The sequence below is a fragment of the Actinoplanes sp. NPDC026623 genome (assembly GCF_040638275.1).
In the GTDB taxonomy this organism is placed as follows: Bacteria; Actinomycetota; Actinomycetes; order Mycobacteriales; family Micromonosporaceae; genus Actinoplanes.
The window spans coordinates 23,530-37,262 of sequence record NZ_JBEZXZ010000027.1; the positions used below are offsets into that span (position 1 = coordinate 23,530).

Here is a 13,733-nt window from a genome sequence, read left to right on the forward strand (position 1 = left end):
GGTGACGGCCCGCCCTTTTTCACGCCCCTGAGGTGACGCGGTAGGCGTCGAAGACGCCGTCCACCTTGCGCACCGCGGCGACCAGGTGACCGAGGTGCTTCGGGTCGGCCATCTCGAAGGTGAAGCGGCTGACCGCCACCCGGTCGCGGGTGGTGGTGACCGTCGCGGAGAGGATGTTGACCCGCTCCTCGGAGAGCACCCGGGTCACGTCGGCGAGCAGCTTGTGCCGGTCGAGCGCCTCCACCTGGATGGCCACCAGGAACGTCGAGGCGGAGGTCGGCTTCCAGCTGACCTCGACCACCCGCTCGCTCTGCTCCCGCAGGTCCTCCGCGTTGGCGCAGTCCTCCCGGTGCACGCTGACGCCGCCGGAGCGGGTCACGAAGCCGAAGACGACGTCGCCCGGCACCGGGGTGCAGCAGCGGGCCAGCTTGACCCAGACGTCGCTGACGTCCTTGACCACCACGCCCGGGTCCTGCGCGGTGCTGCGGTTGCGCGGCGGCCGGGTCGCGACGGCGGTCTCGGCGATGTCCTCGACCGCGCCCTCCTCGCCGCCGAAGCCGGCGACGAGCTTCTGCACGACCGACTGGGCCGACACCGCGCTCTCGCCGACCGCCGCGTAGAGCGAGGCGACGTCGGCCAGGTGCAGGTCGCGGGCGATGGTCGTCAGGTTGTCGCTCGTCAGCATGCGCTGCAGGGGCAGGCCCTGCTTGCGCATCGCCTTGACGATCGCCTCCTTGCCGTCCTCGATCGCTTCCTCGCGGCGTTCCTTGTTGAAGTACTGCCGGATCTTGGTGCGGGCCCGCGGGCTCTTGACGAAGCCCAGCCAGTCCTGGGTCGGGCCGGCCGTCGCGGACTTCGACGTGAAGATCTCGATGACGTCGCCGTTGGACAGCGTCGACTCGAGCGGCACCAGCTTGCCGTTGACCCGGGCGCCGATGGTCTTGTGGCCGACCTCGGTATGCACCGCGTAGGCGAAGTCAACAGGCGTCGAGCCGGTCGGCAGCGGGATGACGTCGCCCTTGGGGGTGAAGACGTACACCTCCTGGCTGGACAGGTCGAAGCGCAGCGCGTCCAGGAACTCGCTCGGGTCGCTCGCCTCGCGCTGCCAGTCCAGCAGCTGCCGCAGCCACGTCATCTCGTCGATGTGCGCGGGCGGGCCGACGATCGTGGCGCCCTTCTGCTCCTTGTACTTCCAGTGCGCGGCGATGCCGAACTCCGCGGTGCGGTGCATCGCGAAGGTCCGGATCTGCATCTCGACCGGCTTGCCGGTCGGGCCGATGACCGTCGTGTGCAACGACTGGTACATGTTGAACTTCGGCATCGCGATGTAGTCCTTGAACCGGCCCGGCACCGGCTGCCAGTTCGCGTGGATGACGCCCAGCGCGGCATAGCAGTCGCGGACCGTGTCGACCAGGATGCGGACGCCGACCAGGTCGTAGATGTCGTTGAAGTCGCGGCCCCGCACGATCATCTTCTGATAGATCGAGTAGAGGTGCTTCGGGCGGCCGGTGGTCTCCGCCTTGATCTTCGCCGACTTGAGGTCGAGCTGGACCCGCTGGGTCACCTGGCGCAGCAGCGCCTCGCGCTGCGGCTGGTGCTCGCCGATCAGGCGGTTGATCTCCTCGAACCGCTTCGGGAACAGCGTCCCGAACGCCAGGTCCTCGAGCTCCCACTTGATCGTGTTCATGCCGAGGCGGTGCGCCAGCGGGGCGAGGATCTCCAGCGTCTCCTTGGCCTTCTGCTCCTGCTTGGGCCTCGGCAGGAAGGTCAGGGTGCGCATGTTGTGCAGCCGGTCGGCCAGCTTGATGACCAGCACCCGGGGGTCCTTGGCCATCGCGACGACCATCTTGCGGATCGTCTCGGCCTTGGCGGCGTCGCCGAGCTTGACCCGGTCGAGCTTCGTCACGCCGTCGACCAGCAGCGCGACCTCGCCGCCGAAGTCGGCCTTCATCTGCTCGAGCCCGTAGTCGGTGTCCTCGATCGTGTCGTGCAGCAGCGCGGCCACCAGCGTCGTGGTGTCCATGCCCAGGTTGGCCAGGATCGTGGCGACCGCGAGCGGGTGGGTGATGTAGGGGTCGCCCGACTTGCGGTATTGCCCCGAGTGCCAGCGCGCGGCCACGTCGAAGGCGCGCTGCAGCGCCCGGCCGTCCGCCTTGGGGTGGCTGGCCCGGTGGGTGGCGATCAGGGGCTCGAGGACCTCGCTGACCTGCGTGCTCTGCCAGGGCGCGTTGAAGCGCGCCAGCCGGGCCCGGACCCGGCGGCCCGTGGGCGCGCTGGCCAGACCGAAGCCGGTGCCGGGGTCATCCGCGGGAGAGAGCGGCTGGGTGGTCTCGATGTCGTGCGTCTCCCCGGGCACCGGCGTCTCGGACCTGGGGGCCTGTGCCGCCCGCTCCGAGGCGCCTGCGCCGGTCGGTTGCACCGTGCCCTCAGCCTGCGGGGCGACGTCGCTGGACACCGGCCTCCTCACACCATCGCCTGGGACCACTGCGGTCCGTAACGTTGCTCACCTGGTTGAAAACGCCATCCTACCTGTCCGGCCTACCCACGATGCCTGGCCCGAACCTCCGAAAGAGTGCCACCGTACGGGTCGTACAAGGATCAAACGGTCAATAGCGCATGGACCTCACGCGCCGCCAGTCTCCCGCGCCCATCCAGGAAGCCCAGCTCCATCAGGACCGTGAAACCCGCGACGGTGCCGCCGGCCCGCTCGACCAGGTCGAGGGCCGCCACGGCGGTGCCTCCGGTGGCCAGGACGTCGTCCACCACCAGCACCCGCTGGCCGGCCGTGAACGCGTCCTCGTGCACCTCGATGGTCGCCTCGCCGTACTCCAGGGCGTACGAGACGGAGTGGGTCCTGCGGGGCAGCTTGCCGGCCTTGCGCACCGGCACGACGCCCTTGCCGGTCGCGTACGCGATCGCCGCCGCGACCACGAAGCCGCGCGCCTCGACGCCCGCGACCACGTCGAACGAATCCGCGCCGTGGTGCGCCACGATCTCGTCGATGACCTGCCGGAAGACCGCCCCGTCGGCGAACAGCGGCATCAGGTCCTTGAAGAGAATGCCGGGCTTGGGGAAGTCGGGCACGTCCACCACCCGGCTCGCCACGAGAGCGGCGGCCCGGGGACCGCTGTCCCCGCGTACCTCTTGAGTCTCAGTCACGCGCCACAGCTTAGGTGGTGTCCTGCCGGCCGGCAGAACACCACCTGACATGCCGACGGCCCGCCACCGAAGCGGTGGCGGGCCGTCCTCGACCTCGATGGATCAGCGGCGCTTCTGGCCGCCGCTGGGGCGGTTGCCCGCGCCGCCGCTGCGGGTGGTGCCCCGCTTGGCGGCCGGGCGCGCGCCGGGCCGCGGAGTGGAACCGGCGAGCGCCGGCGCCTCCTCGGACTCACCGGCGCCGCCGGAGCGGGCGCGGTCGGTGCGGGCCACATCGCCGGAGCGGGCCGCGGACCGCCGGGCCAGGACCCGGGCGTTGTGCGACTTGATCCGGGGCTCCCGGTCCTTGAGCTCCGCCAGCATCGGCGCCGCGAACAGGATCGAGGAGGCGACGCCGAGGCCCATGCCGACGAAGAGCACCAGGCCGAGGTCCTTCAGCGAGCCGGCGCCGAGCAGGCCGGCACCGATGAAGAGCAGGCCGCCGACCGGCAGCAGCGCCACCAGGCCGGTGTTGATCGAGCGCATCAGGGTCTGGTTGACCGCGAGGTTGGTCGCCTCGCTGTAGGTCTGGGTGGTGCCGCCCGTGATGCCGCGGGTGTTCTCCTGGACCTTGTCGAACACCACGACCACGTCATAGAGCGAGAAGCCGAGGATGGTCAGGAAGCCGATCACGGTCGACGGCGTCACCTCGAAGCCGACCAGCGAATACACGCCCGCCGTCAGCACCAGGTCGATCAGCAGCGACATCACCGCCGCGACCGCCATCCGCCATTCGAAGCGCACCACCAGGTAGCCGAGCACCAGCACCAGGAAGATGCCGAGGCCGAGCAGCGCCTGCTGGGTGACCTGGTCGCCCCAGGCCGCGGAGACCCGGTTGTCGCTGATGTCGTCCGGCGACACCTTCAGGTCGGCGACCAGGGCGTTCTTCACCGCGGTCGACTCGTCCTGGCTCAGCGCGGCCGTGCGGACGGTGTAGACGGCGTCGCCGCCCTTGCCGACCTGCTGCGCGGCGCCGATGCCCGCGGCCTCGGCGACACCGGCGGTCTCGACCGCCCGGCCCACCGCGCTCTGCGCCTCGGCCTGGGTGCCGACGCTCGCCGGGATCACGAACTGCGTGCCACCGGCGAACTCGATGCCCAGCTCGAACCCGCGCAGGGCGAAGCTGCCGATGGCGATCAGCAGCAGCGCGCCGAAGATGCCGAACCACATCTTGCGGCGGCCGACGATGTTCAGGTTCGCCTCGCCGAGATAAAGGCGATCGGCAAGACCCTTGCTGGCCATGTCAGGCCTCCTTGACGTCGGTCGAGACACGCTGCTTCATGGCGCGGCCGAGGCCGCTGACCCGCGGCGACATGAACGCCTTCGTGTTGGCGAACATCGTCATGATCGGATGCCGGAACAGGAACACCACGACGAGGTCCAGGATCGTCGACAGGCCCAGCGCGAAGGCGAAGCCCTTCACCGCGCCGATCGACACGATGTAGAGCACCACCGCGGCCATGATCGTGATGGTGTTGGCGGAAATGATGGTACGCCGCGCGCGGACCCAGGCCCGGGGTACGGCGGCACGCGCGCTGCGCCCCTCGTGGATCTCGTCCTTGAGCCGTTCGAAGTAGATGACGAACGAGTCCGCCGCGACGCCCAGCGAGACGATGAAGCCCGCGATGCCCGCCAGGGTCAGGGTGAAGCCCGTGGTGCGGCCCAGCACCACCAGGGCACCGAAGGTGAGCATGCCGGACAGGAGCAGGCTCAGGAAGATGACCGTGCCCAGCAGGCGGTAGTAGAAGAACGCGTAGATCGCGACCAGCCCCATGCCGATCGCGGCGGCGAGCAGGCCCGCCTGGAGCTGCTTCTTGCCGAGCGTCGCCGAGACCGACTGGGTCGCGTCGGCCCGGAAGGTGACCGGCAGCGCGCCGTAGGTGATCTGGTCGGCGAGTTCCTTGGCGCTCTTCGCGTCGAACTGGCCGGTGATCTGCGACTGGCCGGACAGCACGCCCTGGATCTCGGGGGCCGAGATGACCTCCTTGTCGAGGACGACCGCCACGAGGCAGTGCGTCGCTCCGGTCGACAGCGCCTGTGCCGCGGTCAGACAGGGGTCGTCCGCCGCCGGCTGGAAGGCCTCCCGGGTCAGCGCGGTCCACTTCTTCTGGCCGTCGGAGGTGAACTCGAGCGAGACGACCCACTGGCCCTGCTGCTGGTCCAGCTGCGGGGTCGCGCTGTCGATGTCGGTGCCGACGACCTTCGCGACGTCGAGGAACATCTTGGCGCCGCTCTGGCAGGCGACCACCTGCTTGTCGATCGCGTCGATCGCGCCGTTCGGCCGCTTGTCGAGCTGCTCGCAGCTGATCGTCGGCACGTTGAACTGCATCTCCGGCGTGAGCGCGTTGACCTCGTCGCCGGTGAGCGTGCTGAAGGCCTTGAACTGCAGGCCCGCCGTCGGGTCGGTCTGCAGGTCGACCGGCGCGGTCAGCTTCTCGGCCGCCGCCCAGGCCGTCGCGCCGACCTTCTTCTCGATGGCGGCGCGCTGCTCCTTGATGTCGGCCGTGACCGGTGCCGGTGCCGCCGCGGAGGTGGAGGGCGCCGGTGCGGGTGCCGACGGGGCGGCCGCGGGAGCGGACGCGCTCGGGCTCGGTGCCCGCTCGCCGCCGCCCTGGCCGCCGGCGCCGCCCGACGGCTTGGCGCTGACCTTCGGGCCCGCGGTGGTGCTCGCCTTCGGCGTGGCGCCGGCGCTCGGGTTCGGCGCGGCGCTGGCGCTCGGGTTGGCGGTCGGCGGGTTGACCGCCACCGCGGCGTTGTCGCCGGCCGCCTTGAGCACCTTGCGGAAGCGCATCTGCGCGGCCTGGCCGACGTTCTTCAGCTGGTCGTCGGCCTGGCCGGCGACCGAGACGACGATGTTGGTGTTGCCCTCGATGACGACCTCGGCCTCGGAGACGCCGAGCGCGTTGACCCGCTGGTCAATGATCTTGCGGGCCTCCTCCATGTTGCCGGGCGGCGGCGGCTTCCCGTTGCTCTCCAGCGAGGCGACGTAGGTCGCCTGGGTGCCGCCGATGAGGTCGAGCCCCAGCTTGGGCTGCAGCCGGTCGGTGAAGCTGCCCTCCGCGCCCGGCCCGAAGAAGACCAGCGAGTAGAGGATGACAAAGAGGAGACCCAGCACGGCGAGCTGCCGCCCGGGATGCATCTGTCCCTGTGGTGGTCGTGCCACGACTGTCGATCTCCTCGTGCTTTTCGGCCGGCGGGAGCGCACGGCGCTGGGGATGTGTGGGGCTGGGCCGTCTCGAACCGGAAATGGCGTTCCGGCCGATTTGCCCGGCGACGATTATTCACAACAACGGGCCGCCCGGCTGCCCCGCCCCGCGGCCTGTTTGTGTTTCGCGTTCGCGGCCCACCGTAACGGTGGGCCGCGCACGTCGGATCGTCAGTCCTTGGACTTGCGGGTCTCGACGACCGGGCTCTCGATCGCGTCCTGCTCGAACGGGGCGTCGTCGGCCGGCTCTTCGACGACCGGCTCCGGGACGACCGCGGACTCCGACTTCACGACCCGGGCGATGGCCGGGCGGGCGAAGCGGACCTCGACGCCGGGCGCGATCTCCACCGTGACGACGTCGTCGTCGACGGAGACGACGGTCGCGTGCAGGCCTCCGATGGTCACGACCTCGTCGCCGGGGCCGAGCGCGGACTGCATCTGCTGGGCCTCACGGCGCCGCTTCTGCTGCGGACGGATCATCATGAAGTACATGACGCCGAAGAGCAGGACGATCAGGAGCAGAGGCATGAGGCTGCTGCCGCCCTGCGCTTGAGCTGCGATTAACACGAAGACGACCTTCCATGGGGCCTCCGGCGCGGCTCAGGGCACACGACGGGGCGATATACACAATCCCGTTCGAACGGCGGGGAGTCTAATCCCTCTACCTGGGAAGTAGGCGGACGGCGCGCGTCACGTTCACATTACGGGGGAGCTTCCGCATCCCGGGCGAACAGGTCGGGTTGGTTCGGCAGCGCGCCCCGGCCCTCGGGGGGCTTGCGGCCCAGGTGCCGCCAGCCGGCCTCGGTGGCGACCCGGCCCCGCGGCGTCCGCGCCAGCAGGCCGGCCCGGACCAGGAACGGCTCGCACATCTCCTCGACGGTGTCGGACTGCTCCCCCACCGCGACCGCGAGCGTGGAGAGGCCGACCGGGCCGCCCCGGAACGACTCGATGAGCGCCCGCAGCACCGCCCGGTCCAGCCGGTCCAACCCGAGCTGATCGACGTCGTAGACGGTGAGCGCCGCCTTGGCGGTGACCTCGTCGACGATGCCGTCGCCGCGGACCTCGGCGTAGTCGCGGACCCGGCGCAGCAGCCGGTTGGCGATGCGCGGCGTGCCGCGCGAGCGTCCGGCGATCTCCGCGGCGCCCTCGGGCGTGATCGGCACACCGAGAATGCGCGCGGAGCGGTGCAGCAGCGCGTCGAGGTCGGCGGGCGAGTAGAAGTCCAGGTGCGCGACGAAACCGAAGCGGTCGCGCATGGGCCCGGAGAGCAGCCCGGCCCGGGTGGTGGCGCCGACCAGCGTGAACGGCTCGACATCCAGCGGGATCGCGGTGGCGCCGGGACCCTTGCCGACGATCACGTCGACCCGGAAGTCCTCCATCGCGCTGTAGAGCAGCTCCTCGGCCGGCTTCGCGATGCGGTGGATCTCGTCGATGAAGAGCACGTCGCCCTCGGCGAGCCCGGTGAGGATGGCGGCGAGATCGCCGGAACGCTCGATGACCGGCCCGCTGGTGGTCCGGATCCCGGTGCCGAGCTCCGCCGCCACGATGTTGGCAAGCGTCGTCTTGCCCAGCCCGGGCGGGCCGGACAGCAGGATGTGATCGGGCGGCGCACCTCGGCCCATCGCGCCCTTGAGCAGCAGTTCCAGCTGGTCGCGCACCCGATGCTGGGCGATGAAGTCGGCCAGCCGGCGCGGCCGGACGCTCGCCTCGGCGTCCAGCTCCTCGTCCCCCGCGAACGGGGAGACCAGGTCGCCGGGGTCGTCGGTCATCGCGTGCGGCCCAGCAGGCGGATGGCCTGGCGCAGCAGCACCGGCACGGCCGGGACCTCGCCGTCGATGGTCTCGGCGACGGCGGCCACCGCCTGGTCGGCCTGCTGCGCGGACCAGCCGAGCGCGATGACGCCCTGGCGGACCTGGTCCTGCCAGCCGCCGCTGAGCGCGCCGGCCACGCCGTCGGCGCCGGTCGAGACGGCGCCGATGCGGTCGCGAAGCTCCAGGACCAGGCGCTCGGCGCCCTTCTTGCCGATGCCGGGCACCCGGGTCAGCGCGGCGGTGTCACCGCTGGAGATGGCGCGGCGCACGACCTCGGGCTGGTGCACGGCGAGCACGGCCTGCGCCAGCCGCGGCCCTACCCCGCTGGCGGTCTGCAGCAGCTCGAACAGGCGTTTCTCGTCGTCGTCGGCGAAGCCGTACAGGGTGAGCGAATCCTCGCGCACGACCAGGCTGGTCGACAGCCGGGCCTCGGCGCCGGCCTTGAGCCCGGCGAGCGTCGCGGGCGCGCACTGCACCTGCATGCCGACGCCGCCGACCTCGATGACGGCGCTGTCGTTGGCGATCGCGGCCACCAGGCCGCGCACGCTGGCGATCATCGTCGGACTCCTCCCCTGCGAGCCGAAGCGGCGGCAGCCTGGATGCGGGCGCGGGTTCCGCCGCGCCAGATGTGACAGATGGCCAGGGCGAGCGCGTCCGCGGCGTCGGCCGGCCGCGGCGGCGCGTCGAGCCCGAGCAGCCGGGTGACCATGTTGGTGACCTGCGCCTTGCCGGCCGTGCCGGACCCGGTGACGGCGGCCTTGACCTCGCTGGGCGTGTAGGTCTGCACCGGCAGCCCGGCCCGCGACCCGGCCAGGATGGCGATGGCGCTGGCCTGGGCGGTGCCCATGACGGTGCGCGTGTTGTGCTGGCTGAAGACCCGCTCGACCGCGACGCTGTCCGGCTTGTGCTCGGCGACCAGCTCGCCGAGCGCGGAGTCGAGATGCAGCAGGCGCAGGGCGATGTCCTCGTCGGGCTCCGAGTAGACGACGTAGTAGCCGATCAGCTTCCCGGGCCGGCCCGGGACCCCCTCGACCACGCCCACGCCGCACCGGGTCAGGCCGGGGTCGATGCCAAGCACCCGCAAAGCAAGCCCCCTCGACTCGGACGTGTGTTCGACACCCTATTACCTGCGGTGCGGGCCGTATCCACCGACACACGGGGGTACCGGCACCCGCGGTCGTGACCTGCGCCTTGCGCGGGGCGTCCGGCGGCACCCACCATGGGTACGGGAGGTCGCCATGGCATACCTCATTCCGCCGATGGACGACGAACCGCCCGCCGAGTTCATCGCGTTCGTGGCGGGGCGGCTGGCCTCCCTGCGCAGCGAGACGGCCCGCCTGGTCGGCGGCGAACGCTTCGCGCCCGAGGTCTACACGGAGGTGCTGACCGACCTCGCCGGCCACTGGCGCCGCCTGTCCTGGCGCAGCCGCCTCGGCCACCGGGACGCACGCGCCGAATACCTGGACCGCCGGCTCGCCGCCCGCACCCGGCAGTGGCGCGAGGACCAGATCTACCCGGTCGAGGTCACCGTCGCCCGGCAGGAACCCTCCGGCGCCGCCGCGCCGCCGCTGCGGCACCCCGTGCCGCAGGCGGACACCGTCGCCCGCAGGCTGGCGCCGCTGCTGCCGACGACCCACCGGGCCGACGCGCAGGTGGTCGCCGAGGCGGGGATCGCGTGGGTGCACGCCTACCGCCGCTACGTCTGGCGGCGGTACGCCCGGGTGTGCGGCGGGATCGTCCTGCTGATCTGCTACCTGGTCCAGTTCATGTCGCAGGTCTCGGCACCGACCTGACGAGGCCGCGGTGCGGCCACCGGACTGATCAGGAATCGAGAAGCACCGGCCCGGGGCCGCACGTAGCGTAACCGTCATGACCGATTCTTCCGTGCAAGGATTCAAGACCGTGCTGCATCCCGTGTCCGATCTGGCGAAGGCCAAGGGCGTGTACGCCGCCCTGCTCGGCATGGCGCCGCAGGCCGATTCGCCGTACTACGTCGGGTTCGACGTGGCGGGCCAGCAGATCGGCCTGGTGCCGGGCGGCGGACCGCAGGGCCTCACCTCGCCGGTCGCCTACCTGCACGTGCCGGACATGGAGGCGAAGCTGGCCGAGGTGACCGCCGCGGGCGCCACCGTGAAGGAGGCGCCGCACGACGTCGGCGGCGGCCGCCGGGTAGCCACCGTCACCGATCTCGACGGCAACGTCCTCGGCCTGATCCAGGACGCCTGAGCGAGCTCACCAAGCTGGTTAGATCGAGCAAGGCGACGCCGGAAGCAGCGGCGGCCCCGGCCGACAGAAGAGAGAGACGATGAGCAAGGCCACGAGGACGGACCCGCTGTCGCCCGCGCCGCACGTCGCAGACAGTCACGATCTGATCCGCGTGCAGGGCGCGCGGGTCAACAACCTGAAGGACGTCAGCGTCGAGATACCGAAGCGCCGGCTGACGTTCTTCACCGGCGTCTCCGGCTCGGGCAAGAGTTCACTGGTGTTCGGCACGATCGCCGCGGAGTCCCAGCGGATGATCAACGAGACCTACAGCACCTTCGTGCAGGGCTTCATGCCGACGCTGGCGCGGCCCGAGGTCGACGTGCTCGACGGGCTGACGACCGCGATCATCATCGACCAGGAGCGGATGGGCGCCAACGCCCGCTCCACGGTGGGCACCGCCACCGACGCCAACGCGATGCTGCGCATCCTCTTCAGCCGGGTCGGCAAGCCGCACATCGGCTCGCCGCAGGCCTACTCGTTCAACGTCGCGTCGATCAGCGGGGCGGGCGCGGTCTCCATCGAGCGGGCCGGGCAGACCGTCAAGGAGCGCCGCAGCTTCAGCATCACCGGCGGAATGTGCCCGCGCTGCGAGGGCCGGGGCTCGGTCACCGACATCGACCTGACCGCGCTCTACGACGACACCAAGTCCCTCAACGGCGGCGCGCTCACCATCCCGGGCTTCAGCATGGACGGCTGGTACGGCCGCATCTTCGCCGGCTGCGGCTACTTCGACATGGACAAGCCGATCCGTCGGTTCACCAAGCGCGAGCTCAACGACCTGCTGCACAAGGAGCCGACCAAGATCAAGGTCGAGGGCATCAACCTGACCTACGAAGGGTTGATCCCGAGGATCCAGAAGTCGATGCTCTCCAAGGACGTCGACTCGCTGCAGCCGCACATCCGCGCCTTCGTGGAGCGGGCGGTGACGTTCACGACCTGCCCCGAGTGCGACGGCACCCGGCTGACCGAGGCGGCCCGGTCGTCGAAGATCAACAAGATCAGCATCGCCGACGCCTGCGCGATGCAGGTCAGCGACCTCGCCGAGTGGCTGCGCTCGCTCAAGGAACCGTCCGTCGCGCCGCTGCTCGCGTCGCTGCGGCACCTGCTCGACTCGTTCGTCGAGATCGGACTGGGCTACCTCTCGCTCGAACGGCCCTCGGGCACGCTTTCGGGCGGCGAGGCGCAGCGCATCAAGATGATCCGCCACCTCGGCTCGTCGCTCACCGACGTCACCTACGTCTTCGACGAGCCGACCATCGGGCTGCACCCGCACGACATCCAGCGGATGAACAACCTGCTCCTGCAGCTGCGCGACAAGGGCAACACCGTGCTGGTCGTGGAGCACAAGCCGGAGGCGATCGCGATCGCCGACCACGTCGTCGACCTCGGCCCGCGCGCCGGCAGCGAGGGCGGCGAGGTGGTGTTCGAGGGCACCGTCGACGGGCTGCGGGCCAGCGGCACGCTGACCGGGCGGCACCTGGACGACCGCGCCAGCCTGAAGCCGTCGGTGCGCAAGCCGACGGGGGCGCTGGAGGTGCGCGGCGCCGACACCAACAACCTGCAGAACGTCGACGTCGACATTCCGCTCGGCGTGCTGACGGTGCTGACCGGCGTGGCCGGGTCGGGAAAGAGCTCCCTGATCCAGGGCTCGGTGGCCGGCCGGGACGGGGTGGTGACCGTCGACCAGGGGGCGATCAAGGGCTCGCGGCGCAGCAACCCGGCGACGTACACGGGGCTGCTCGAGCCGATCCGCAAGGCCTTCGCGAAGGCCAACGGCGTGAAGCCGGCGCTGTTCAGCGCCAACTCCGAGGGCGCGTGCCCTAACTGCAACGGCGCCGGCGTCGTCTACACGGACCTGGCGATGATGGCCGGGGTGTCCACCGTGTGCGAGGTGTGCGACGGGAAGCGGTTCATGGCGGAGGTGCTCGAGTACACCCTCGGCGGCAAGGACATCAGCGAGGTGCTCGCGATGCCGGTGACCGAGGCCGAGGAGTTCTTCGGCGCCGGGGACGCGCGCACGCCGGCCGCGCACGCCATCCTCGCCCGGCTCGCCGACGTCGGGCTCGGCTACCTCACCCTCGGCCAGCCGCTCACCACGCTGTCCGGCGGCGAGCGGCAGCGGGTGAAGCTGGCCAGCCGGATGGGAGAGAAGGGCGGCGTCTACATCCTCGACGAGCCGACGACCGGCCTGCACCTCGCCGACGTCGAGAACCTGCTCGGCCTGCTCGACCGGCTCGTCGACTCCGGTAAGTCGGTCATCGTCATCGAGCACCACCAGGCGGTCATGGCGCACGCCGACTGGATCATCGACCTCGGGCCCGGCGCCGGCCACGACGGCGGCCGGATCGTCTTCGAGGGCACCCCGGCCGACCTGATCGCCGACCGCTCGACCCTCACCGGCCAGCACCTCGCGGAATACGTCGGCGCCTGAAAAGCGGAATCCGGCCCACGATCCTGGGATCGTGGGCCGGAGCCCGACGCCTACATGTCGAGCAGCGCGAGCGTCTCGTCCGAGATGTCGAAGTTCGCGAAGATGTTCTGGACGTCGTCGCAGTCCTCGAGGACGTCGATCAGCTTGAACACCTTGCGGGCCGCTTCCTCGTCGACCGGGACCGTCATGCTGGGGACCAGCGACGATTCGGCCGAGTCGTAGTCCATGCCCGCGTCCTGCAGGGCGGTGCGGACCGCGACCAGGTCGGTCGGCTCGCTGACGATCTCGAACGACTCGCCGAGGTCGTTGATCTCCTCGGCGCCCGCGTCCAGGACGGCCAGCATGAGGTCGTCCTCGCTGACGCCGTCGGCCTTCTGGACGATCACGACGCCCTTGCGGGAGAACATGTAGGACACCGAGCCGGCGTCGGCGAACGTGCCGCCGTTGCGGGTCAGTGCCGTGCGGACCTCGGTCGCCGCGCGGTTGCGGTTGTCGGTGAGGCACTCGATCAGCATCGCGACGCCGTTGGGGCCGTAGCCCTCATACATGATCGTCTGCCAGTCGGCGCCGCCCGCCTCGAGGCCGGAACCGCGCTTGACCGCCCGGTCGATGTTGTCGTTCGGTACGGAGCTCTTCTTCGCCTTCTGGATGGCGTCGTAGAGGGTGGGGTTGCCGGCCGGGTCACCGCCGCCGACCCGGGCCGCGACCTCGACATTCTTGATCAGCTTGGCGAACATCTTGCCGCGCTTGGCGTCGATGACGGCCTTCTTGTGCTTGGTCGTCGCCCACTTTGAGTGGCCGGACATGCGATACCTCCGTGTCTACC

At 70.6% G+C, this 13,733-nt stretch carries 12 protein-coding genes; 3 read left to right on the forward strand and 9 right to left on the reverse strand.

What is annotated here, in order from left to right; translation table 11 throughout:
* Positions 1 to 19 precede the first annotated feature (19 nt).
* The 8 genes from AB0F10_RS11235 to ruvC all read right to left on the reverse strand — a co-directional run bounded on the left by AB0F10_RS11235 (position 20) and on the right by ruvC (position 9,295).
* A complete protein-coding gene (locus tag AB0F10_RS11235; RefSeq protein WP_360622539.1) occupies positions 20 to 2,455 on the reverse strand; it encodes a bifunctional (p)ppGpp synthetase/guanosine-3',5'-bis(diphosphate) 3'-pyrophosphohydrolase in 2,436 nt (811 codons plus the stop codon).
* Between the two features lie 143 nt (positions 2,456 to 2,598).
* Positions 2,599 to 3,159: an adenine phosphoribosyltransferase gene (locus AB0F10_RS11240; RefSeq protein ID WP_360622541.1), complete on the reverse strand. Its 561-nt coding sequence runs from the start codon at positions 3,157 to 3,159 to the stop codon at positions 2,599 to 2,601.
* A 102-nt stretch (positions 3,160 to 3,261) separates the two neighbouring features.
* Entirely contained in the window at positions 3,262 to 4,437 is a 1,176-nt protein-coding gene (gene secF / locus AB0F10_RS11245) for a protein translocase subunit SecF (protein ID WP_360622543.1), read from the reverse strand.
* 1 nt (position 4,438) lies between these two features.
* Positions 4,439 to 6,334, reverse strand: coding sequence for a protein translocase subunit SecD (gene secD / locus AB0F10_RS11250; RefSeq protein WP_360622607.1), 1,896 nt, complete (start codon positions 6,332 to 6,334; stop codon positions 4,439 to 4,441).
* Positions 6,335 to 6,571: 237 nt separating this feature from the next.
* A complete protein-coding gene (yajC, locus tag AB0F10_RS11255) occupies positions 6,572 to 6,928 on the reverse strand; it encodes a preprotein translocase subunit YajC (RefSeq protein ID WP_360622545.1) in 357 nt (118 codons plus the stop codon).
* 173 nt (positions 6,929 to 7,101) lie between these two features.
* Positions 7,102 to 8,169 (reverse strand): Holliday junction branch migration DNA helicase RuvB, encoded by a 1,068-nt coding sequence (ruvB, locus tag AB0F10_RS11260; RefSeq protein WP_360622547.1) that lies wholly within the window; start codon positions 8,167 to 8,169, stop codon positions 7,102 to 7,104.
* The gene (ruvA, locus tag AB0F10_RS11265) at positions 8,166 to 8,768 is read right to left on the reverse strand and encodes a Holliday junction branch migration protein RuvA (RefSeq protein ID WP_360622549.1); all 603 of its coding nucleotides are present in this window, start codon (positions 8,766 to 8,768) and stop codon (positions 8,166 to 8,168) included. Before ruvA ends, ruvB begins: the two co-directional genes overlap by 4 nt.
* A complete protein-coding gene (ruvC, locus tag AB0F10_RS11270) occupies positions 8,765 to 9,295 on the reverse strand; it encodes a crossover junction endodeoxyribonuclease RuvC (protein WP_360622551.1) in 531 nt (176 codons plus the stop codon). The genes ruvA and ruvC overlap by 4 nt, the downstream gene beginning before the upstream one ends.
* 154 nt (positions 9,296 to 9,449) lie before the next feature.
* Between ruvC and AB0F10_RS11275 the strand changes: the two genes are divergently transcribed.
* The 3 genes from AB0F10_RS11275 to AB0F10_RS11285 all read left to right on the forward strand — a co-directional run bounded on the left by AB0F10_RS11275 (position 9,450) and on the right by AB0F10_RS11285 (position 12,907).
* Positions 9,450 to 10,004, forward strand: a complete 555-nt coding sequence (locus AB0F10_RS11275; protein WP_360622553.1) for a hypothetical protein — start codon at positions 9,450 to 9,452, stop codon at positions 10,002 to 10,004.
* Positions 10,005 to 10,080: 76 nt separating this feature from the next.
* On the forward strand, positions 10,081 to 10,437 hold the full coding sequence (locus tag AB0F10_RS11280; RefSeq protein WP_360622555.1) for a VOC family protein: 357 nt from the start codon (positions 10,081 to 10,083) through the stop codon (positions 10,435 to 10,437).
* A 79-nt stretch (positions 10,438 to 10,516) separates the two neighbouring features.
* Positions 10,517 to 12,907, forward strand: coding sequence for an excinuclease ABC subunit UvrA (locus tag AB0F10_RS11285; protein ID WP_360622557.1), 2,391 nt, complete (start codon positions 10,517 to 10,519; stop codon positions 12,905 to 12,907).
* 50 nt (positions 12,908 to 12,957) lie between these two features.
* Here the strand turns inward: AB0F10_RS11285 and AB0F10_RS11290 are convergent, their stop codons facing one another.
* The gene (locus AB0F10_RS11290; RefSeq protein ID WP_360622559.1) at positions 12,958 to 13,713 is read right to left on the reverse strand and encodes a YebC/PmpR family DNA-binding transcriptional regulator; all 756 of its coding nucleotides are present in this window, start codon (positions 13,711 to 13,713) and stop codon (positions 12,958 to 12,960) included.
* Between the last annotated feature and the right edge of the window lie 20 nt (positions 13,714 to 13,733).

Coding starts and splice junctions, on each gene's coding strand:
- secF (WP_360622543.1), bottom strand. CDS start 4,437: ATGGCCAGCAAGGGTCTTGCCGATCGCCTTTATCTCGGCGAGGCGAAC.
- yajC (WP_360622545.1), bottom strand. CDS start 6,928: ATGCCTCTGCTCCTGATCGTCCTGCTCTTCGGCGTCATGTACTTCATG.
- AB0F10_RS11280 (WP_360622555.1), top strand. CDS start 10,081: ATGACCGATTCTTCCGTGCAAGGATTCAAGACCGTGCTGCATCCCGTG.
- ruvA (WP_360622549.1), bottom strand. CDS start 8,768: ATGATCGCCAGCGTGCGCGGCCTGGTGGCCGCGATCGCCAACGACAGC.
- AB0F10_RS11290 (WP_360622559.1), bottom strand. CDS start 13,713: ATGTCCGGCCACTCAAAGTGGGCGACGACCAAGCACAAGAAGGCCGTC.
- secD (WP_360622607.1), bottom strand. CDS start 6,334: ATGCATCCCGGGCGGCAGCTCGCCGTGCTGGGTCTCCTCTTTGTCATC.
- AB0F10_RS11285 (WP_360622557.1), top strand. CDS start 10,517: ATGAGCAAGGCCACGAGGACGGACCCGCTGTCGCCCGCGCCGCACGTC.
- AB0F10_RS11275 (WP_360622553.1), top strand. CDS start 9,450: ATGGCATACCTCATTCCGCCGATGGACGACGAACCGCCCGCCGAGTTC.
- ruvB (WP_360622547.1), bottom strand. CDS start 8,169: ATGACCGACGACCCCGGCGACCTGGTCTCCCCGTTCGCGGGGGACGAG.